General features: G+C 31.6%; 24 protein-coding genes. 17 read left to right on the top strand and 7 right to left on the bottom strand.

Going from position 1 to position 22629, the window contains the following annotated elements; translation table 11 throughout:
• From CW733_RS02830 to CW733_RS02810, 5 genes are all read right to left on the bottom strand, one after another.
• Entirely contained in the window at positions 1–492 is a 492-nt protein-coding gene (locus tag CW733_RS02830) for a hypothetical protein (RefSeq protein WP_100995490.1), read from the bottom strand.
• Positions 482–1480, bottom strand: a complete 999-nt coding sequence (locus CW733_RS02825; protein WP_100995488.1) for an MlaD family protein — start codon at positions 1478–1480, stop codon at positions 482–484. The genes CW733_RS02830 and CW733_RS02825 overlap by 11 nt, the downstream gene beginning before the upstream one ends.
• 5 nt (positions 1481–1485) lie before the next feature.
• The gene (locus tag CW733_RS02820; protein ID WP_100995486.1) at positions 1486–2238 is read right to left on the bottom strand and encodes an ABC transporter ATP-binding protein; all 753 of its coding nucleotides are present in this window, start codon (positions 2236–2238) and stop codon (positions 1486–1488) included.
• Positions 2238–3020, bottom strand: coding sequence for an MlaE family ABC transporter permease (locus CW733_RS02815; RefSeq protein WP_369806625.1), 783 nt, complete (start codon positions 3018–3020; stop codon positions 2238–2240). The genes CW733_RS02820 and CW733_RS02815 overlap by 1 nt, the downstream gene beginning before the upstream one ends.
• A 131-nt stretch (positions 3021–3151) precedes the next feature.
• On the bottom strand, positions 3152–3352 hold the full coding sequence (locus CW733_RS02810) for a hypothetical protein (protein WP_100995482.1): 201 nt from the start codon (positions 3350–3352) through the stop codon (positions 3152–3154).
• 120 nt (positions 3353–3472) lie between these two features.
• On the opposite strand from CW733_RS02810, the gene CW733_RS02805 reads away from it, so the two are divergent.
• A complete protein-coding gene (locus CW733_RS02805; RefSeq protein ID WP_100995480.1) occupies positions 3473–4300 on the top strand; it encodes a universal stress protein in 828 nt (275 codons plus the stop codon).
• An 18-nt stretch (positions 4301–4318) separates the two neighbouring features.
• On the opposite strand, the gene CW733_RS02800 is transcribed toward CW733_RS02805, so the two are convergent.
• Positions 4319–5008, bottom strand: a complete 690-nt coding sequence (locus tag CW733_RS02800) for a Crp/Fnr family transcriptional regulator (protein ID WP_100995478.1) — start codon at positions 5006–5008, stop codon at positions 4319–4321.
• A 185-nt stretch (positions 5009–5193) separates the two neighbouring features.
• On the opposite strand from CW733_RS02800, the gene CW733_RS02795 reads away from it, so the two are divergent.
• The 9 genes from CW733_RS02795 (at position 5194) to CW733_RS02755 (ending at position 14263) form a co-directional block, all read left to right on the top strand.
• Positions 5194–7602, top strand: coding sequence for a heavy metal translocating P-type ATPase metal-binding domain-containing protein (locus CW733_RS02795; protein WP_100995476.1), 2409 nt, complete (start codon positions 5194–5196; stop codon positions 7600–7602).
• On the top strand, positions 7599–7841 hold the full coding sequence (locus tag CW733_RS02790) for a hypothetical protein (protein ID WP_100995474.1): 243 nt from the start codon (positions 7599–7601) through the stop codon (positions 7839–7841). Before CW733_RS02795 ends, CW733_RS02790 begins: the two co-directional genes overlap by 4 nt.
• Positions 7842–7938: 97 nt before the next feature.
• A complete protein-coding gene (gene ccoS, locus CW733_RS02785) occupies positions 7939–8154 on the top strand; it encodes a cbb3-type cytochrome oxidase assembly protein CcoS (protein ID WP_100995472.1) in 216 nt (71 codons plus the stop codon).
• A gap of 2 nt (positions 8155–8156) precedes the next feature.
• A complete protein-coding gene (gene ccoN, locus CW733_RS02780; protein WP_100995470.1) occupies positions 8157–10358 on the top strand; it encodes a cytochrome-c oxidase, cbb3-type subunit I in 2202 nt (733 codons plus the stop codon).
• A 5-nt stretch (positions 10359–10363) separates the two neighbouring features.
• Entirely contained in the window at positions 10364–10555 is a 192-nt protein-coding gene (locus CW733_RS02775; RefSeq protein ID WP_100995469.1) for a CcoQ/FixQ family Cbb3-type cytochrome c oxidase assembly chaperone, read from the top strand.
• 2 nt (positions 10556–10557) lie between these two features.
• The gene (locus tag CW733_RS02770) at positions 10558–11502 is read left to right on the top strand and encodes a cbb3-type cytochrome c oxidase N-terminal domain-containing protein (protein ID WP_100995467.1); all 945 of its coding nucleotides are present in this window, start codon (positions 10558–10560) and stop codon (positions 11500–11502) included.
• A 38-nt stretch (positions 11503–11540) separates the two neighbouring features.
• Positions 11541–12962, top strand: coding sequence for a cytochrome c oxidase accessory protein CcoG (gene ccoG, locus CW733_RS02765; RefSeq protein ID WP_100995466.1), 1422 nt, complete (start codon positions 11541–11543; stop codon positions 12960–12962).
• A gap of 147 nt (positions 12963–13109) precedes the next feature.
• Positions 13110–13556 (top strand): FixH family protein, encoded by a 447-nt coding sequence (locus tag CW733_RS02760; RefSeq protein WP_100995463.1) that lies wholly within the window; start codon positions 13110–13112, stop codon positions 13554–13556.
• A complete protein-coding gene (locus CW733_RS02755) occupies positions 13556–14263 on the top strand; it encodes a sulfite exporter TauE/SafE family protein (RefSeq protein WP_100995461.1) in 708 nt (235 codons plus the stop codon). Before CW733_RS02760 ends, CW733_RS02755 begins: the two co-directional genes overlap by 1 nt.
• Before the next feature lie 310 nt (positions 14264–14573).
• On the opposite strand, the gene hemN is transcribed toward CW733_RS02755, so the two are convergent.
• Positions 14574–15938 carry an oxygen-independent coproporphyrinogen III oxidase gene (gene hemN, locus CW733_RS02750; protein WP_100995460.1) on the bottom strand — a complete coding sequence of 455 codons (1365 nt, stop codon included), beginning with the start codon at positions 15936–15938 and terminating at the stop codon, positions 14574–14576.
• A 167-nt stretch (positions 15939–16105) separates the two neighbouring features.
• Here hemN and CW733_RS02745 point away from each other — a divergent pair, with 167 nt between their 5' ends.
• The 7 genes from CW733_RS02745 to CW733_RS02715 all read left to right on the top strand — a co-directional run bounded on the left by CW733_RS02745 (position 16106) and on the right by CW733_RS02715 (position 22239).
• Positions 16106–16534: a DUF2452 domain-containing protein gene (locus tag CW733_RS02745; protein WP_100995458.1), complete on the top strand. Its 429-nt coding sequence runs from the start codon at positions 16106–16108 to the stop codon at positions 16532–16534.
• Between the two features lie 32 nt (positions 16535–16566).
• Complete coding sequence (locus CW733_RS02740; RefSeq protein WP_100995456.1) at positions 16567–17904, top strand: 3'-5' exonuclease; 1338 nt, start codon at positions 16567–16569, stop codon at positions 17902–17904.
• 2 nt (positions 17905–17906) lie between these two features.
• Positions 17907–18317 (top strand): hypothetical protein, encoded by a 411-nt coding sequence (locus CW733_RS02735; RefSeq protein WP_100995453.1) that lies wholly within the window; start codon positions 17907–17909, stop codon positions 18315–18317.
• 69 nt (positions 18318–18386) lie between these two features.
• On the top strand, positions 18387–19169 hold the full coding sequence (locus CW733_RS02730; RefSeq protein ID WP_100995451.1) for a DUF3108 domain-containing protein: 783 nt from the start codon (positions 18387–18389) through the stop codon (positions 19167–19169).
• 7 nt (positions 19170–19176) lie between these two features.
• Positions 19177–19506 carry an FUSC family protein gene (locus tag CW733_RS02725; protein WP_100995449.1) on the top strand — a complete coding sequence of 110 codons (330 nt, stop codon included), beginning with the start codon at positions 19177–19179 and terminating at the stop codon, positions 19504–19506.
• A 54-nt stretch (positions 19507–19560) separates the two neighbouring features.
• Positions 19561–20598 carry a M28 family metallopeptidase gene (locus tag CW733_RS02720; protein WP_100995448.1) on the top strand — a complete coding sequence of 346 codons (1038 nt, stop codon included), beginning with the start codon at positions 19561–19563 and terminating at the stop codon, positions 20596–20598.
• A gap of 84 nt (positions 20599–20682) precedes the next feature.
• Positions 20683–22239 (top strand): M28 family peptidase, encoded by a 1557-nt coding sequence (locus CW733_RS02715; protein WP_100995446.1) that lies wholly within the window; start codon positions 20683–20685, stop codon positions 22237–22239.
• The last annotated feature ends 390 nt before the right edge of the window (positions 22240–22629 follow it).

Genomic DNA, 22629 nt, shown 5'->3' with positions numbered 1-22629 from the left:
TTAGCTATAACCTAATTTTGTCTTTTTACTAGGTAACTCCCATTTTATCATTTCTTTTAAAAATTGATCAACGTTTTCAACTATTAATTTTTCTGAAATCTCTAAGGGATTAAGAGTTACAAACTCAACAATATTATCTTCATAATTAATTTCATTAATATCTGGAAAGAGCACAAATATAAATACGTCTCCACTATAGGTTTGAGAATAAACTAATGCAGCACCAGAAATAAATTGATAAGCTGGAATACGATTGGTACAATCTATTAATGCTTCTGGAAAAGAATCGAAAGTAATATTTACAGCTTCGTTATTATGTATCCAATTTAGCTCTTGTACTTTCCAGCCAATAGCATATTTTTTAACTATTGTTTTGAGCGTTTTTAATAATAATGGTTTTGTAACCTTACTCCATTGTATTTTCTTTTCTACAACAGTTTCAATAGATGTTTTATAGTCTAAAACCCGTTCTTGCAAGTGTTCAATTTTCATTATTTTGATTTTTTTTAGCCTCTTTTTTTTCTAATCGCTCTTGTTTTTTAAAGTAACCTTTAAAGAAAAAATTATGTTTTAAAGCTTCCATGTTTTCATTTAATTTTTCTGAAGCTTCTTTAATATTTAACATTGTTGAGTCTATAATTTTTGGAAGCTCTTCGTCCTTAGTTAGATAATTAAAAGTGCTTTCTTTTTGTTTTATTTCTAAAACCATTTCATCTAAAGTTTTAGTGATTTCTAAAATAGATTTACTAGATTCTTCTAAATTATTAAACACCTTTTTAACTTGATTACCTGCTATAGTATCGTTTAGTAAAACACCAGCTGCACTATCTTCAAAATTAATTTTAGATAATAGTTTATTTAATTTTACAGCTGCTTGATCTGTGCCTTTAGTTGTTTGTTTTAAATTATAGAGTGTTTCTTTTATATCTTTTGTAAGTAATGAATCTGTAATTAATGCTCCTAAAACTCCCTCGCCATCTAAAATTTTAGTGGTAATTTTTAATAAATCAGACGTTAAAAGTGCGGCATTTTCGTTCGTTACATTTAAGGTAGATAGCATATCGTCTGCTCCAATTTTACTATAAGATGCAATTGAATCCCCAGAGATAATAACAGCTAAGTTTTTTTTTCCTGGAATAATATTAACAACCATGCTACCAACTAATCCATCTGAACCAATAGTTGCAATAGCATCTTTTTTAATAAATGCTCCTGTTTTCTCTTCTACTAACATTTGCACCACAATTTGTGCATTGTTTATCATTTCTATTTGGCTAACAGTACCTATATTGATCCCAGAATAGCGTACATTATTTCCCAATTGTAAACCATTTACATTCTGAAAAACACTGTAAACTTTAATGTTTTTACTAAATATATGTTGCTTATTTCCAATAAAATATAACGCTGCTACTAAAATAATTGTGCCAAGAATTACAAATGTACCAACTTTTATTTTTTGAGATATTGTTTGTTTCATAATCTTTAATTTTTAAAAAATGCTTGCACTTGAGGATCTTTAGATTTTGATAATTCATCAAAAGTACCCTCAACATAATTTGTGCCATCAACCAATAAAATCATCCTATTAGAAATAACACGAGCACAATCAACATCATGAGTTATAATGAGTGATGACGTTTTATATTGTTTTTGTATAGTTCGCATTAATTGAATTATTTCTTTAGCAGTTATTGGATCTAACCCAGTAGTTGGTTCATCATACAAAATAATTTTAGGCTTTAAAATAAGTGCTCTAGCCAAAGCCACTCGACGTTGCATACCACCAGATAATTCTGATGGCATTAAATCTATAGCATTAGCTAATCCTACATTTTCAAGTGCTTCTTTTACTAATACATCTGTATCTTTATCTTTTTTAAATTCATCAACGTGCCTTCGTAAAGGAAACTCAAGATTCTCACGTACAGTCATAGAATCGTACAACGCACTACCTTGAAATAGAAAGCCTATTTCGGTTCTTAAAACATCTAATTCTTTTCTTCCTAATGATGCTATTTCATAATCATGAATTTTAATACTCCCACTATCTGCGGCCATTAAGCCCACTAAACATTTTATCATTACGGATTTTCCTGAACCAGATTTTCCCATAATTACCAAATTCTCACCTTCGTATAATTTTAAATTAAAACCTTTAAGCACATGATTATTACCAAAACTTTTATTTAAGTTTTTAATTTCCAAAACTGGTTGTATGTGTTGTTTTTTCTTCATTAAATTTCAAAGAATATATCTGTAATAAATACAGCAATAAAATCGATTATAAATAACAGCATTGATGAGTATACTACAGCTGTGTTAGATGCTTCTCCAACACCAACAGTCCCTTTAGAGCAATTATAACCTTTGTAGCAACCTATTAAACCAATAGCAAATCCAAAAAAGAATGATTTTATTGTTGCAGGAATAATATCGCTAAATTGAAGTGCATCAAATACTTTATTAAAATATAACAGATAAGATACTTCCCCTTTTAAATTTTCAATAATTGCAGAGCCAAATAAAGCAATAGCATCTCCTATTATAATTAGTAACGGTAACATTAATGTAGTTGCTAAAATCCTGGTAACTACTAGATATTTAAATGGGTTTGTGCCAGATACTTCCATAGCATCAATTTGTTCTGTAACACGCATAGAACCTAGTTCTGCTCCTATACTTGAACCAATACGACCCGCACAAATAAGTGCAATAATTACTGGTCCTATTTCTCTAATAATAGAAATACTTACCATAGAAGGCATCCAAGACTCTGCTCCAAACTCCATTAATGTAGGTCTGGACTGTAATGTAAATACTAAACCTAAAATAAATCCTGTTACGCTAACTAATAATAATGAACGATTTCCAATATTATAGCACTGCCTAACAAGCTCTTTCCATTCAAAAGGCTTAGTCAATAATTCTTTAAAAAAACGAATAGCGAAATAAGTAATATCGCCTATTTCATTAATAAAAACCTTTGTTTTTTCTTTTATGGAACGAGTCGCTATCAATAGTATAATTTTTATTTAAACCAAATATAATGCTGAATGTAATTTCTATAAATGATATAAATCACAAAATGAAATAGATTGATAATAAAGCATTTAATACTTATATAATAGAAATGAAGAATTTCATTATTTTAATAAATAAATTCCACAACAAAACCAAAAGCTATCAACTTTTCACGTAAACCTTCTATTATATTATGCGTAGAAAAATCGAAAATAAATTTATTGTTTATAATATCTACTTCTAGATTCGAAACACCCTTAGTATTGGCAATACAATCTTTTATAAATGTGTATTCTTTTGCGTTTTTGGATATAACAATCGCTTTCATTTATCATTTTTAAGATTGTAAACGTAAAATTAAAAAAGCTCTTAAAGGATGACTTTTGTCACTATAAGAAAATAATTCTAATCTTACCTTTGAATAATATTAATACTCAACTTTATAACAATGAAAAAAATACTAGTTCCCGTAGATTTCTCTGAATACTCAGAGAATGCTTTAAAAGCAGCCTCTCAAATAGCAAAAAAACAAAATGCAGAAATTGTTGCTGTACACATGCTAGGTCTTAGTGATGCTGTAATTACTAAGGAAGAAGACTCTATGGAAGGTCTCTTTTTATTAAAACTTGCTCAAAAACGTTTTGCTGAGTTTTTAGATAAAGACTATTTAGAAGGTATTACTATACATCAAACCGTTAAAAATTATAAGGTATTTAGCGAAATTGACGATGTAGCAAAAGAACACGATGCATATCTTATTGTAATGGGTTCTCATGGAAGCAGTGGTTTAAGTGAAGTTTTTGTTGGCTCTAATACCGAAAAAGTTGTTAGAACTGCTTCTGTGCCAGTTTTAGTAATTAAAGATGCTCATAACTTTACAGCATCTAAAGCTGTATTTGCTTCAGATTATAAATTAGAAAGCTTAAAAGTCTTTAATAAAGTAACTGCATTATTTAAAGCATTAGATATAGAAGTAAAATTACTATATGTAAATCTCCCAACAGAATCTTATTTAAGTACAAACGAAATAGAGCAACGCATCACTAATTTTTTAGTGCACCTTAATGAGGATAGTACTATTCTACCAGAAGATATCGCAATATATTCAGACTATTCTGTAGAAAAAGGAATCTTTAATTATGCAAAAAGAGTAAAGGCAGATATTATTGGTATCCCTACACATGGTAGAAAAGGATTAGCACATTTTTTCTCTGGTAGTATAAGTGAAGATGTTGTAAACCACTCAAAACTTCCAGTACTTACAGTAAAAATATAAAAAATATTATTTATAATTTTATAAGCCTTCTATTAAACGATAGAGGGCTTTTTTATCTTCAATTTTTATGCGCTTTCCGTCTGTAGAAATTAGTTTTTCTTTTTTAAAAGAAGATAATGTTCGTATACAAGCCTCTTTAGCTGTACCTACAATATTAGCAATATCTTCTCGTGTAAGTGTTACAGCAATATAACCATCACAGTCTATTCCAAAATTATCTTCTAAGTATTTTATAGTTTCGGCAACACGTTGTTTCACCGTTTTCTGTGCCATATTTACAATAACGTTATCAGCAAATTTTAAATCGTTAGCCATATTTAATAAAACAGCCTTAGTAAATTCTACATTACTGCTTAAACTATCTTGAAGGTGTTGCTTTGGGATATAACACACTTCCATATCGTTAAGCGCAACTGCACTTAAATTAGTCTTTTCGTCTGTAATTACAGAACGCTGTCCTAAAATCTCACCTCGTGATGCAATTTTTACTATTTGGTCCTTTCCATTGTCACTCATTTTCGACAATTTTGAAACACCATTACGCACACAAAAAACACCGTTTAACTTCTCTCCTTCAGCAAAAATAACCTCACCTTTTTTAATGGTTTTAGATACTTTACTGTCCGAAATTCGTTTCAACTCATCCTTTTTCAAGGCTTTAAGTGAATTTAATTCTCGTATTATACAATTCTCACAACGATCATGCATTCCATCTCTATTTTAATAAGATAAAGATACTAAAATCTAACGGCTTACGTAAGGAAAAACAACTTAAAACCTTTTAAAACATGATAAAAGTCATATTTTAAACAACCCTATTCTACGACCTTTGCTTCAGGTATAATAATCACTATTACTATTTTGAGTAATTGGGATGAGCAAATAAAATAATTATGGAAAATTGTTTCCATTGTGGTGATGAATGCAGAACAACTGTAATCGCGCACCACGATAAATTCTTCTGTTGTAACGGTTGCAAAACTGTGTTCGATATTTTAAACGATAACGATCTTTCGTATTATTATGATTTAGAACAAACGCCAGGAACAACTCCATTCTTTAAAGAAGGCAAATTTGATTTTCTTGAAAACGAATCCATTGTAACAAAACTTCTAGAATTTAACGAACAAGGTACACAAGTCGTTTCATTGTTAATTCCAACCATTCACTGTAGTTCTTGTATTTGGGTTTTGGAAAACCTTAACAAGCTTAATTCTGCAGTAAAAACATCTCAAGTAGATTTCCCTAAAAAAACCGTTAGAATTACTTTTTCTTCGGAAGAATTAACACTTCAAAACCTCGTTATCTTATTATCAAAATTAGGCTACGAACCTTATATTTCTTTAGATGATGCAACCAAGAAGAAACCAAAAATAGACAGAAGTCTCATCTATAAATTAGGTGTTGCTGGTTTTGCTTTTGGTAACATTATGTTTCTTTCATTTCCAGAATATTTTGAGGTTAATGAATTTTGGTTAGATAAGTTTAAACCTATTTTCCGTTGGCTAATATTCGCTTTTGCATTACCTGTAGTTATCTATTCTGGTCGTGACTACTTTGTTTCAGCATACAAAGGCTTACGCTCTAATATTCTAAATATAGATGTGCCAATTGCAATTGGTATTTCGGTATTATTTATTCGTTCTACAATCGAAATTGTATTCGATTTAGGCTCTGGTTTTTTCGATAGCATGACTGGTTTGGTTTTTTTCTTACTTCTCGGGAAATTCTTTCAACAAAAAACATACGCATTCTTGTCTTTTGAGCGCGATTATAAATCCTATTTCCCAATTGCAGTTACACGTTTATTAAAAAATAACGCTTCTAAACCTGAAGAACAAGCACAAGTTTACGAGCTTAAAAAAGGAGACCGATTATTAATTAGAAACGCAGAACTTTTACCTGTAGATGCCATCCTAATAAAAGGAAATGCATTAATAGATTATAGTTTTGTAACAGGTGAAGCAGAACCAATTACAAAAATATCTGGAGAACAATTATTCGCAGGCGGACGACAACAAGCTGGATCTATTGAGGTAGAAGTATTAAAACCTGTAGAACAAAGCTACCTTACTCAACTTTGGTCTAACGAAATATTTAGTAAAAACAACCAAAGCACTTTTCAATCTTTAACAGATAGTATTAGTAAACGCTTTACCATAAGCCTTTTATTAATAGCAATTCTAGCAACTATAGTTTGGTTATTTATTGACACTTCTATTGCACTAAATGTTTTCACTTCTGTATTAATTGTTGCCTGTCCTTGTGCAATCGCCTTGGCAGCTCCTTTTACTTTAGGGAATTTATTACGCATTTTTGGACGTAATAAACTCTATATAAAAAACAGTTCGGTTATAGAACAATTAGCGCATATAAACACTGTCGTTTTTGATAAAACAGGAACACTTACTACAAGTACAAAAAACACTATTAGTTACGAAGGTATTATGTTAACAAAAGAAGAAAAATCCTTATTAACAAGTACACTTAGAGCCTCAAACCACCCATTAAGCAGATCTTTATATGCTATTTTAGATAAAAATAATATTCAAACTTTAGATGAATTTAAAGAAGATATTGGACAAGGTATTACAGGAATAATTAATAAGCATCAAATTAAGGTAGGATCATTTGGTTATGTCGAAAAAGACAATGCAATCAAAAACACTCAAACCCAACAGCGCACAGCAATTCATATTAGTAAAGACAATGAATATAAAGGTTGTTATGTGTTTTTTAACGAATACAGAGCTGGTGTTAAAGACGTTTTTAATACACTCAACAAAACAGCAAATATTGTTATTTTATCTGGTGATAATGAAGGCGAAAAGGAACATCTTAAAAACATATTACCAAAAAACACAACACTTCTATTCAATCAAAAACCAGAAGACAAACTAAATTATATAAAACAGCAGCAACAAAAAGGTAGAAATGTATTAATGATTGGTGATGGCCTTAACGATGCTGGAGCTTTAGCACAAAGTAATGTTGGTATTTCCATATCCGAAAACGTAAACATCTTCTCTCCTGCTTGCGATGGTATTTTAGACGCTTCAAAATTTAAAGATATTACTTCTTTTTTATCGCTTTCGCGGAAAAGTGTTACCATAATAAAGTATGCCTTTATATTTTCATTAGTCTATAATTTAATAGGACTAGGCTTTGCTATTACTGGAAATTTAAAACCAGTCGTTGCAGCAATTTTAATGCCTTTAAGTTCAATAAGTATTGTCGCGTTTACAACACTAGCAACATATTTAATTGGCAAAAAATTGAATAATAAAACCAATGTATCATGATAAAAGAAACATTACATCTTTCGTATAAAATAGCACAATTAGAAGCTGTCACATTAAGTCAAGAATGCAACGACTGTTCTTTAATGCGCAATTATATAACTAGAGAATATTATGAATTACGTTCTAAATCTGAAGCAATTGAGAGCTTGTTAAAATCCAATTTCATACAACAGCAAGCAAAAAACATAGCAGAGATTAAACAATCAATCTCAATTTTAGGACTTTACATATTAGTATAGCGTGTTAAAAAAATTAACATTTTTTAATAAAAGCTGACAAATGTCATCATTTTAAAGAACCAACAACAGTAATTTTACAAAAATAATTCAGGTAGGTATGAGTATTATTTATATGCTTTTAGCAATAAGCGTTATCGTTGCCCTCGTCTTTTTTGCAGCTTTCATTTTTTCTGTTAAGAGTGGACAGTTCGACGACACCTATACACCATCTGTTCGCATGCTTTTTGACGATGAAATAGTAAAAGATAAAAGCGAGAAACCAAATATTAAAAACAACAAAAAACCAATCATATTTAAAGAACAACTAAAGTAACTATGGAATTACAAAAGTTTTATTACGATAATAAAATCGTCAGCAAATTTATCATCGCTACACTGCTTTGGGGTATTGTAGGAATGAGCATTGGCTTACTATTAGCCTTTATGTTTCTATTTCCTAACCTTACAGATGGGATCTCTTGGTTAAGTTTTGGTCGTTTACGTCCATTACACACCAATGCAGTAATTTTCGCCTTTGTTGGTAACGCCATTTTTGCAGGTGTTTACTACTCTTCACAACGTTTATTAAAAGCACGTATGTGGAAAGATTGGTTAAGTAATCTTAACTTTTGGGGATGGCAAGCCATTATTGTTGGTGCAGCTATAACATTACCACTAGGTTACTCGACCTCTAAAGAATATGCAGAATTAGAGTGGCCTTTCGATATTGCTATTGCAGTAATTTGGGTTGTATTTGGTGCTAACTTAATTGGTACAATGATAAAAAGAAGACAGCGTCATTTATATGTTGCTATCTGGTTCTATTTAGCAACATTTGTAACTGTTGCAGTCCTTCATATTGTAAACAGTATGGAATTACCAGTAAGTGCTTTTAAAAGTTATTCGGCTTACGCAGGTGTTCAAGATGCTTTAGTACAATGGTGGTATGGGCACAATGCAGTAGCATTTTTCCTTACTACTCCATTTTTAGGGTTAATGTATTATTTTGTTCCTAAAGCAGCAAACAGACCAGTTTACTCTTATAGATTATCTATCGTTCACTTTTGGTCTTTAATCTTTATTTACATTTGGGCAGGACCACACCACTTATTATATTCTGCACTTCCAGATTGGGCACAGAATTTAGGTGTTGCATTTTCTATTATGTTATTAGCTCCTTCTTGGGGAGGAATGATTAATGGTTTACTAACCTTACGTGGTGCTTGGGATAAAGTACGTACAGATCCAGTTCTTAAATTTATGGTTGTAGCCATTACAGGTTATGGTATGGCAACTTTTGAAGGCCCTATGCTTTCATTAAAAAACGTTAATGCCGTTGCGCATTTTACAGATTGGATTATTGCTCACGTTCACGTTGGTGCATTAGCTTGGAATGGTTTCTTAACCTTTGGTATGATTTATTGGATGGTACCAAGATTATTTAAAACAAAACTTTGGTCTATAGCATTAGCAAACGCTCACTTTTGGATAGGTACTTTAGGTATTATATTATATGCACTACCATTATACGTTGCAGGATTTGTACAATGGTCTATGTGGCAACAATTTAATCCAGATGGTACATTAACTTATGGTAACTTCTTAGAAACCGTAACTCAAATTATGCCAATGTATTGGATGCGTGCTATTGGAGGAACCTTATTTATTACTGGTGCTTTAATTGGTGTGTTTAATGTTATTATGACAGCGCGTTCTGGTAGTAAAGTAACAGATGAACTAGCAGAATCTGCACCACTACAAAAAGTAACTAAAAAACGTACTAACAAAGAAGGATACCACACTTGGTTAGAAAGAAGACCAATAAAACTTACAATCTTCGCTACAATTGCAATATTAATTGGTGGAGCAGTACAAATTGTACCATCTCTAATGGTAGATGACTACATACCAATAATATCTAGTGTTAAACCATATACTCCTTTAGAATTAGAAGGTAGAGATATCTACATAAGAGAAGGTTGTGTTGGTTGTCACTCTCAAATGGTACGACCATTTAGACACGAAGTAGAACGTTATGGAGAATACTCTAAAGCTGGAGAATATGTTTACGATCACCCATTTCTTTGGGGAAGTAAACGTACAGGTCCAGATTTACATCGAATAGGTGGTAAATATAGTGATAACTGGCATTTAAGTCATTTTTACGATCCGCAAAGTGTCTCTGAAGGTTCTATTATGCCATCTTACAAATGGTTTATAAAAAATGAACTCGATAAAAGTTTAACCGAAACAAAAATGGAAGCTATGGTAACTCTTGGTGTTCCATATACAGAAGAAGAGATTGGAACAGCTCAAGAATGGATGGACGATCAAGGTACTCAAATTGAAAAAAACCTTTACAACGATCCAGACTTTGCTAAAACGTATGAAGCAGATAAAAAATACGCGAAAGAAAATGGTGAAGACTTTATAGAAATGCGTAATCGTGAAGTAGTTGCAGTAATAGCTTACTTACAGCGCTTAGGGACAGATATAAAAATTAAAAACGCAGACGATTCTGTGGGTAACCAAAACTAGAAGCCATGTTAAAATTTATAAAAGGAAATTTAGAACAAATAGAAGGCGTAGAAATATATCCAATTATATCTCTTTTAATATTCTTCTTCTTTTTTGCAGGTTTATTTTTTTGGGTTTTTACTGCAAAAAAAGCACATATAACAAAGGTTAGCAATATACCTTTAGAAGACAATACTATTAATACCAATAACGAGTAATTATGAGAAGTACAGCATCATTATTAAGACTCTTATTCTTTTTTATACTAGCTATAATATTAATGGAATGGGTTTACACAGGAGACGAATGGGCAATGTTTAGCCAACCCATATTTTGGGCAATTATAGGTACAGCAATGTTTTTTGCTATGGCTTTTGAAATTTGTGTAGAAGCCTTAAGATATGTTTTGTTTAAAACATTAAACCAAGAGCAACAAGCAAGTTATTTAGCTAAAGAAGCATTAAGAAAAGAGAACCAATTTAAATGGATACAAGAAGTCTACACAAAATCTTTAGGTTCTAAAGCTATTGAACAAGAACACGAAATTATCTTAGACCATGATTACGATGGTATTAAAGAATTAGATAACGATTTACCACCTTGGTGGAAATACTTATTCTACTTCACTATTATTTTTGCTGTTGTGTATTGGGTTCGTTTTGAAGTTGTAGGCGATTACAACCAAGATCAAGAATATGAAATGAATGTAGCCCAAGCTAAAATTGATATTGCAGAATGGAAAAAAACAGCTAAAGATTTAGTAGATGTTAATTCTGTAGTATTACTTACAGAAGCGTCAGACTTAAAAGCTGGACAAAATATTTTTGGTACAAATTGTATCGCTTGTCATAAAGCAGATGGAGGTGGTGGAATTGGACCAAACCTTACAGATAAACACTGGATTTTAGGTGGTGGCATTAAAGATGTATTTAAAACTATTTCTGAAGGTGGACGTGCTGGAAAAGGAATGATTTCTTGGAAATCGGACTTAAAACCAGCAGAAATGGCGCAAGTAGCAAGTTATGTATTGTCTTTTCAAGGTACAACACCTGCAGAGCCTAAAGCTCCTGAAGGCGATATTTGGAACGATCCAAATGCTCCTGCAGAAACTATAGAAACTATAACTACAGATTCTACTTCGGTAAATACTATTGAAATTAAATAAATGTTCGCTTTCGCGGAAGCAAACAAACAAAACAAGTAATGGCAGAACAAGGTCAAGATAATTTTAGAGACACAATAGGTACGCTTAACAAAGAAGGTAAGCGTGCTTGGGTGTTTCCAAAGAAGCCAGACGGAAAATGGTACGAGTATCGCAAATACGTTAGCTATGCATTACTTATTTTCTTGGTCTCTGCTCCTTTTATAAAAATTAATGGGAATCAGTTTTTGATGTTCAATGTATTAGAGCGTCGTTTTAATATTTTCGGATTTCCCTTTTGGCCACAAGATTTTCATTTGTTTGTAATAATGATGATTATTGGTGTGGTGTTCGTTATTCTATTTACTGTTGCATTTGGACGTATTTTTTGTGGGTGGATTTGTCCGCAAACTATTTTCCTTGAAATGGTTTTTAGACGCATAGAATATTGGATAGATGGCGATAGAGGAAAGCAAATTCGTTTAGATAAAATGCCTTGGAATGCCGAGAAAATAAAAAAGAGAGTACTTAAATGGATTATCTTTTTTATAATTTCTTTTTTAATTGCAAATGTATTTTTAGCTTACCTTATTGGTAGCGATCAACTTATGCGTTATATGACAGAAGGGCCTTCTAAACATGTAAGTACTTTAATTTCTCTACTTATTTTTACCAGCGTTTTCTACTTTATATTCGCTTGGTTTAGAGAGCAAGTATGCATTATCGCTTGTCCTTACGGACGATTACAAGGTGTGCTTTTAGATAATAAATCTATTATTGTTGCCTACGACCATAAGCGTGGAGAAAAAGAAGCAGGTCGTGCTAAATTTAAGAAAAATGAAGACAGACCAACTACAGGAAAAGGAGATTGCATAGATTGTTTTCAATGTGTACATGTTTGCCCAACTGGAATTGATATAAGAAATGGAACGCAATTAGAATGTGTTAATTGTACTGCTTGTATTGATGCTTGCGACCACATGATGGAGAGCGTAAACTTACAAAAAGGGCTTATTAGATATACAAGTGAAGATGAAATTGAGAAAGAAGAAAAGTTCAAGTTCACACCACGTTTAAAAGGTTATACTGCTGTTTTAGGAATTTTAATAGCTGTACTTATTGGAATGTTATTTTTACGTAATGATGTTGAAGCAACTATTCTTAGGCTGCCTGGACAATTATACGAACACAAAGCTGATAATATTATTAGTAATGTTTACACGTTTAAATTGATAAATAAAACGGTTGATGATATTGAGAATATATCTTTTAAACTATTATCGCATAAAGGAACTGTTAAATTAGTGTCTCACGAAGGTTTTAAAGTAGATGGCCAAGGGCTTGCAGAAGGCACTCTATTTGTTGAAGTAAATGCAAGCGCATTAAAAGAAGATAAAGTTAGAGTAGAAATTGGTATTTATAGTGGAGAGCAATTAATTGAAACCACAACAACTGCTTTTTTAGGACCAAGAAGTTATAAGTAAGCAAAAACAAAGTTGAGCCTCTTAAAACAGTAAAAATGCCCGCGTGAAGGATGGCAGTGGAAATCCCACAGCGAGGCACGAGCGAGGAATTGAAACGTACAGCCTGACCCTTGTGGTCACGCCAAAACATTATAAAACAAAAGAGTTATGAAATGGAATTGGGGAAAAAGTATAGTTGTTGTTATGGCTGCATTTATGTGCTTTATATTATATTTTGTATACCTAATGACTACTACAGAATCTTTTAGTCATGATTTAGTTACCGAAGATTATTATGCTAAGGAAATGCTCTATCAAAATGAGATTGATGCCGAAACAAACACAAATAATTTAAAAGAAAAATTTGTAAGTAAAAGAACAGATAATGGTTGGCTATTGGTGTTTCCAAAGGAGCTTGAACTATCAAAAATTAAAGGAAAAGTGTTCCTATATAGACCGTCTAACGAAACTTTAGATTTTAACCTTGAGTTAAATCTAACTTCTTCACATTTGCTCATACCTGACAATAAGATGTTAGACGGTCGTTGGAACATTACTATAGATTTTATGTACGAAGGCACACCATATTTATATAAAGAACAGATAACGTATTAATGTTAATTTCGGCAATTATATTTGGTTTATTAGGAAGTTTCCACTGTGTTGGCATGTGTGGCCCTATTGCCTTTTTATTGCCTTTAGATCGTGAAAACAAAACCAAACGCATTCTACAATTATTAAGCTATCATGCTGGGCGTATTTTAACGTATAGCGTTTTAGGTCTTATTTTTGGTGCTGTTGGTAAAAGCTTAAATCTATTTGGTTTACAGCAACAACTCTCTATTGGTATTGGTGTTTTAATGATTGTTACTATATTAATACCTACCAAATTATTTAACAGCTATAACTTCTCTAAACCTATTTACAGACTTGTTGGTAAAGTGAAAAGTAAAATGGGAGCTAATTTAAAGAAAAAGAAACCCAGTACTTTTTTTACTATTGGTTATCTTAATGGTTTATTGCCTTGCGGACTTGTTTACATGGCTATTTTTGGTGCTTTAGCAACTGGAAGTTATTGGGAAGGCAGTTTGTACATGGCCTTATTTGGTTTAGGAACTGTACCACTTATGACGACTGCTATTTACCTTGGTAATTTTCTTACTAAAACAGTAAAACAACGTGTTTTAAAACTAATTCCGGCCTTTGTGGTAGTTGTTGGTTTGCTATTTATTATTCGCGGTTTGGGCTTAGGGATTCCTTATTTATCGCCTTCTAACATGGTTACTGTAGAGCAGGTAGATTCTCAATATAATTGTCATTAAAAAATTAATAATTTAAAAATATAACACTAATGGAAAGTTTAATAATACTTGTAGTTAATTGGACAATGGGAGCTGTTTTTATTGGCTTTTTTCTTTTTGTCTGCCTTGTATTATCTCTTATTGTCTATAATATGGCGAGAAGCGGTAAAAAGAAAAGCGATACTTCTAACGATGAAACTTCTACTGAGTTATAGCAAATTTTAAAATTTACCTAAATAGCTACAGTATATTTATCGCTAAAACATTTGAAACAAAAAAAAAGGAAAGCTTTATAGGCTTTCCTTTTTTTGTTTCACTCTTCTACAACTATTTAAATAGTCATAGAAAATACTTGTGTTTCTGGTTTGTTACGTTGCAAACGTCTATCGAATGGTAAGCAAACGTTTCTAACAAACGGACGTCCTTTTTCTGTAACACGTATTTTTTTAGAATCTATTTCTATTAAACCATCGTTTTCTAGTTCTTTTAATTTAATAAGTACACCTGGAAGCTCATTAAACTTTAATGCTTCGGTTTCCCAAGAGGTTTCGAACTTACACATTAAGTTAAGTATGTGTTTGCGTATTATTAAATCTTCATCATTTAAAATATGTCCTCTAAAAACAGGAATTATACCTTGGCTAACAAGCGCTTTGTAACTTTCGATGCCTTTATCGTTTTGTGCAAAACCATACCAACTATCGCTAATTGCAGATGCGCCTAAACCAATCATTACTTTAGTATTAGTTACAGTATAGCCCATAAAATTACGATGTAGTTTTTGGTTTTCGTGCGCTTTGTAAAGAGAATCTGTTGGTAAAGAAAAGTGATCCATACCTATTTCAAAATAACCAGCTTCAAGCAACATTTCTTTACCTTTTTCGTATTGTAAACGTTTTTGAGTTGCAGTAGGCAAATCTTGATCGTTATAACCACGTTGTCCGTTTCCTTTAATCCAAGGCACATGTGCATAACTGTAAAATGCAATACGCTCTGGTTTTAAAGTAATTGTTTTATTAATAGTATTCTCAACATCTTCTACTGTTTGAAACGGTAAACCAAAAATAATATCATGTCCAATAGATGTAAAACCTTGTGCTCTTGAGGCATCTGTTACATGCTTTACGTTCTCGAAAGGCTGAATTCTATTTATTGCTTTTTGTACTTTTAAATTATAATCTTGAACACCATAACTTACACGCTTAAAATTATAGTCGGCAAACATTTTTAAATGTTCTTCTGTTGTGTTATTTGGGTGACCTTCGAAACTTAACTCGCAATCCGTACTAAACTTCCCAATAGCGTTTATGGAGTTTAGTAGTGTTTTAATATTTTCTGGTTTAAAAAAAGTTGGTGTTCCTCCTCCAATATGTAACTCTTTAATATTTGGCGTATTCCCAAGAAACTCTTTGTAAAGTTTAAATTCTTGAATTAAAGACTCGATATATGGCACTTCAACTTCATGGTTTTTTGTTATGCGTTTATGGCAACCACAAAACGTACACATACTCTCGCAAAATGGAAGATGAATGTATAAGCTTACACCATCTGTAGCATTACTCTCGTCAAAGCTTTTTTTAAGCGATGCTTTCCATAATTTTAAGGAAAACAAATCATTATCCCAATATGGAACTGTTGGATAACTAGTATATCTTGGTCCTGCGACGTTGTATTTTGCTATTAGAGAATTATTCATTTTTATAAACTATTTTAAAGCAAATTTAGATGGAAATGAATGGTTAAAAGATGATAAATATCACCCGATAAAAAATCTGATGTTAAAATGATAAAAATTAGCAACTTCTAATATATTTTATTTCAAAATTTAAAACTGTTATCTTTACAGGGCTAAAAAAAGAAAAAATGTCTGACGCAAAAAAACCAGATAACGTTGTATTTAATAAAGAAAAACAGCAATACGATGCTGCTTTAAAACCTTATGGAACTAATGTTGGAGCTCCTGCTATTAAAGTAACAGAAAATATTACTTGGAAAAACAAAAACGTTAACAAAGCCAACAAACAACTTAAAGCTAAATATTTGGAGCTTAAAGCTGAGTACGATAAAATGATTGAAGAACTGGAATACAACAACTTGGTATATAATGCTAAGTTTAGTTTTCAGCCAGATCTTGGAGAGGTTTATCATTTATACAAAGACAAAAAAGGACAACCGTTTTTATCTATTATCGCGCCTAACGAATGTAATTTCGATTTTGTGGGTAGCTTCTATTTAACATCAGAACACATGTGGAAGAAAGTAGATGAAACAACATCGAACAAACTACAATAACAACTACTAATTTTCAGCTTAAAAATAACGCATTGCAATACACTATAATAGACGTTGAAACCTCAGGAAGAACTAACAGAATTACCGAAATTTCGGTATTTAAATACGATGGCAATGTTATTGTAGACGAATTCACCTCTTTAGTTAACCCAAACTGTTACATACCAGACCATATTACTGCATTAACAGGAATAGATAATAATACTGTAAAAGATGCTCCAGAATTTCACGAAGTTGCACAACAGGTTTTAGATATTACTGAAGGTACTACTTTTGTAGCTCACAATGTAAATTTCGATTATAACGTAATTAGAAACGAGTTTAAATCTTTAAACATAGATTTTACAAGAAAAAAACTCTGCACCATTCGCTTAAGTAGAAAGTTATTACCTGGACATAAAAGCTACAGCTTAGGCAAACTGTGCAAAGATTTAGATATAAATATAAACGGAAGACATAGAGCACGAGGAGATGCGGAAGCGACCGTAATTTTGTTTCAGATATTACAAAGACAAGATAATGCAGAGACTGTTTTTTCTGAATTCTTAAATAAAAAAAGTAAAGAAGCAACCCTACCTCCTAACCTACCTAAAGAAGTTTTTAATGCCTTACCAAATGCTACAGGTATTTATAAATTAAAAAATAAGAAAGGCGAAATTATTTATGTTGGTAAATCTAAAGACATAAAAAAGAGAGTACTCAGTCATTTCCATAGTAAAACCAAAAAGGCTTTAGATATGGTTCGTGAAACTGCAGATATCGATTTTGAGTTGTCTGGCAGTGAACTTATTGCTTTATTAATGGAAGATGCAGCTATAAAACATCACTTTCCGCAATATAATAAAGTAGCGAAACGTGCACCAAAAGGTTTTTCGCTCTTTAGTTACCAAGATAGAAACGATATCATGCATATTGCTATTAATAATAGTAAAGCAACACCAAACCCAATAATTACCTTTTATAGCTTACGAGATGCACGCTTGTTTTTAGAGCGTATTTGCGAGCAATTTAGCTTGTGTCCAAAATTTTGCCACTTACAAGAAGGTGTTAATGAGTGTTCTCATTACGTTTTAAAAACCTGTAAAGGTGTTTGTACAGCAAAAGAAGATGTAAAAGGTTATAACGAGCGTGTTACTAATGCCATTTGCCAAATTATAAACGACAGTCAAGATGTTGTTTTAAAAGAAAAAGGCAGACACGATTACGAAGAAGCATTTGTTATTGTTAAAAATGGAGCTTATTTAGGATATGGTTTTATAGATAGAGATGAACAAATTACACACGAAGACGAACTACAACATTTTTTAATAAAACAAAAAGACAATAGCGATGTGCAAAGTATTTTGCGAGCTGTACTTCTAAATAAATAAAAATGACTTTAGAAATCGCTCGTGTAATTATAGATTTTGGTTTAGTTGTTTTAATTTTAATGGTACAACTTTTAATTTATCCATCATTTAAATACTTCACAGAAAACAATCTTTATTTATGGCACAAACGCTATACAAAGCTAATGGCTATAATTGTATTGCCACTAATGGTAACTCAATTAATACTAGCTCTTTTAGTCTTAATTAAAACAGGAGGCATTATTTTAATTATTTATTTTGTTTTAGTGTGCTTAACATGGATAGCAACTATACTCATTTTTGTTCCATTACACAATAGAATTTCTAATAGAAAAATAACAAATAACACCATAAGTGATTTAATTATTCTTAATTGGTTGCGTGTAGCAATTTGGACTATAATTTTTATTATTTCACTTTTTAATCATAAATAAAAGCTAAACACAATAATTTAGGTACAGTTAGTGTTATGATTATTTATATTAGAAACTTAAATATTATTTATGAAACATTATTTTTTATTCTTAGCACTTAGTTTGTCTTTATTTACAAGCGCTCAAAACAATGCCTTTTTAGGTGGAGAAAACCTAACCTTTACTGCTGGGTACAACATGTCTGGCTTAATGACGGATTTTGCAGAAGTAACTATGGCAACCAGTAATGTAAACACCAAAAGTGGTACATTATTACGTTTAAAGTGTAAAGCAACAACCTATACTAAATGGGATAACTTCTTTAAAATTAGAGACCTTTACGAAAGTTATGTAAACCCAAGAACATTAACACCTTATTTATATAAGCGAGATATTAATGAAGGTGGACATTATACATTTGTTAAGTACAACTTTAACCACAAATCAAGATCTGTAAAAAGTTTAATTAGAAAAAAAAGTAAAAACTTCACATCTGGTTTTTGGGATAGAAAAACAAACGTTAAAATTAATGGAAATACTAAAGATATAGTAACAACTATTTACCATTTAAGAACTTTAGACATAAAAAAAGCCAGCATTGGAGACAGTGATACATTTACTGTTTTGTTCGATAATGAGCAAACTAAATTTAGATTTACTTACGTTGCAAAAGAAACTATTAATACAGCAATAGGTAAAAAAGAATGTTATAAATTACGTATTAACCTAGACAATAACGATGCTTTAAAAGGAAACAGCAACTTTTTATGGTTAACAGCAGACGAAAATAAAGTTCCAGTATATGCAAAGTTTAAAGTTGCTATAGGTAGTGGAGAATTAAAAATTAAAAGTGCAACTGGTTTAAAAAATTAAAACAATTATGAGATTATTATTTATTATTTTAGGGCTAATAAGCGCAGTTTTTGCAGTTATTTTAGCAGTTTTACCATTATCTAATTTTGCTTTTTTTCCAGCAATAGCAGCATTAATATTTGGAGTATTAGCATTTATTAAAACGCGTGGTACAAATAAACCAAAACATACAATTCAGCTTATATTATTATTAACCATCATTTCTTTAGTATTAGCGACTTACAAATCTATTAATGCAACTACAGAAGTGGGTGATACAGAACAACTAGAACAACGTGCTCAAGACTCTGAGGAAGATGCTATTGAGGAGTTAAATGATCTTGATATTTCTGAATAATTTTAAATACTTGTAAGAATTTATATATATATTTGGCCCTCAAATAGATATTAAATGAAATCTTTACTTATAGTTTCTGTGTTTGCAATCGTTGGTTCATGCGCAGAAACTAAATATAGCACTAAAATTGAAAATTTAGAAAATAGTGTTAAAATACAAGACAGTGAACTTATTCTAGAATATTCAAATTCTATAACTGCTACCGATTTAAAAAGTAGATTAGCCATATTTGCTTCAGAAGAATTTCAAGGTCGTGGCACTGGAGAAGAAGGACAAAAAAAAGCAGCAGATTATCTAAGAACCTTTTATAAGACCAAAGGTATTGCTCCTGCTATTAACGATTCTACTTACTATCAAACCATTCCTGCAGACTTTTTACCAAAAGATATTGGTGCTTCAGAAAACGTTTTAGCCTATATTAAAGGAAGCGAAAAACCCGAAGAAGTATTAATCATTTCTGGACATTTAGATCATTTAGGTATCGAAGATGATGCTATTCATTTTGGAGCAGACGATAATGGATCTGGTTCCATGGCAATTACTGAAATTGCTGAAGCCTTTAAACTTGCAGAACAACAAGGCCATTCGCCTAAAAGAAGCGTTTTATTTTTACATCTTACAGCCGAAGAAATAGGATTACAAGGTTCTAAATTTTATGTAGAAAATCCAATTTTCGAATTAAACAAAACCATTGCAAACCTAAATATAGATATGATTGGTCGTGTGGATAACAGGCACGAAAACAACCCAAATTACATCTATATTATTGGTGCAGATAGAATTAGTAAAGAGTTACAATATACTTCAACAAAAGCAAATGAAACCTTTACCAATCTAGAGCTAGATTATAAATACAACGCAGAAAACGATAGAAATCGTTACTACTATAGAAGTGACCATTACAACTTTGCAAAGCAAAATATACCTGTAATTTTTTACTTTAATGGAGAGCATCCAGATTACCACAAGCCTACAGACACTCCAGACAAAATAGACTACCCATTATTAGCCAAACGCACAAAATTAATCTTTGCAACGGCTTGGCAATTGGCAAATAGAACTCAGTTTTTAACTCATAATGAAGATATCTAACACTGTTAAAAAAAATATAAGAATTAGAATAAGCATCTATTTTTCTCGTATTTTTACTTCTTAATCAAACCCTTACATTTTTAAATGAAAAAACTACTTTCACTTTTTGCTATTACTCTAGTATTAGCAGCATGTGGCACTTCTAAAAGTAAAAACGCTACATCAAAAACTAAAACACCTGCAGACCCAACTAAATATGCAGAAACTATAACTGCCGAAGATTTAAAAACTGCACTTTATATATATGCTGGAGACGCATTTGAAGGTCGTGAAACTGGTAAAGAAGGTCAGAAAATGGCTGTAGAATTCATTAAAGAACATTACATCGAAGATGGAATACCAGCTGCAAAAAGCGATGGTAATTATTTTCAAGATGTACCATTAGTCGTTATGGCAGTTCCAGATGTAAAACTAAGTATTAATGGAAAGTCTTTTACAAATGTGGAAGATTATGTATCTGTTAGTTCTTCTAAAGACGCTATATTAAACGCAAAAGATGTTGTTTTTGCTGGTTATGGTATTGAAGATGAAAACTATTCAAACTACAAAGATTTAGATGTAAAAGGAAAAGTTGTAGTTATTCGTTCTGGAGAACCAAAAAATGCAGACGGAAACTATGTTATTTCAGGAACAAGTGAAAGCTCTAAATGGTCTAATATGCGTCAGGCATTTGCATCAAAACAAGAGGTTGCAAAAAGTAAAGGAGCAAAAGCACTTTTATTTTACTATCCAGAAGTTTACACAATGGCTGCCAATCGTTATGGTCGTTCAAGCGGTAGAATGAATTTAGCAGATGGCGCAGAAGACATGATGTATATGCTAATCAATACAGATTTAGCAAAAGCTTTAGTTAGTGATATTGATACTAACGAAAATTCTATGTCTGTAAAATCTGATGTAGCAATTACATATAAAAATAATTCTGAAAACGTAAGTTCTGAAAACGTAGCAGCAATTATTAAAGGAAGCGAAAAACCAAACGAGTATATTATTATTTCGGCGCACTTAGATCACGAAGGTATTAAAGATGGTAAAGTTTATAATGGAGCCGATGATGATGGTTCTGGAACCGTTGCTATTTTAGAAATTGCAGAAGCATTTGCCAAAGCAAAAAAAGATGGTCATGGTCCAAAACGTTCAATAGTTTTTTTAAACGTAACTGGTGAAGAAAAAGGATTATTAGGTTCTAGGCATTATACAGATAACGACCCAATTTTTCCACTAGCAGATACGGTTGCCGATTTAAATATAGATATGATTGGTCGTACAGATCCTAAACGCGAGAAGAAAAACAGAAACTATGTTTACCTTATTGGTAGTGATAGATTAAGTACAGAATTACACGATATTTCTGAAGCAATGAATACAAAGTACATGAATATTGATTTAGATTACACTTTTAACGACGAGAACGATCCTAACCGTTATTACTTTAGAAGTGACCATTACAACTTTGCAAAAAACAACATTCCTGTAATTTTCTATTTTAATGGAACTCACGACGATTATCACCAACCTGGAGATACACCAGATAAAATTCAATACGATTTATTAGAAAACAGAACACGTCTAGTATTTTATACTGCTTGGGAACTTGCAAATAGAGAAGCGAGAATTACAGTAGATAAAGTTTTAGAATAGTTTTTTGGAGTTACCAAGACATGTAAAAAAGCCTTTCAATTAATTTTGAAAGGCTTTTTTGGGTTAACAAAACTAAACCACTATGGACTGAAAGCCCATAGGTTTGGGTTGGTAACTTAAAGTCACCGTAATAGTCATTTCTCAATGATAAAATTTGTTACATTTCCATGGTCTGGTAGTCGATTGTACTCCAAATACTCATTAACCATTTCATCTGTAATATTACCTATACTCCAACAGCCATATCCAATCACCCAAAAGTGTTTGCCTCAATATTTCTGTTTTAGTTATGGAAACTCTTGTTGTAATTTCCTCGAACTGCTTCCTTTTAACTTCTTAACCAAAAACCATTGCCGTTTTGCAACATCTTATCGCCTTAAACACATTCTA

The sequence above is a fragment of the Lacinutrix sp. Bg11-31 genome (genome assembly GCF_002831665.1).
Lineage (GTDB): Bacteria > Bacteroidota > Bacteroidia > Flavobacteriales > Flavobacteriaceae > Lacinutrix.
This window is presented reverse-complemented; position numbering and strand designations above follow the sequence as displayed.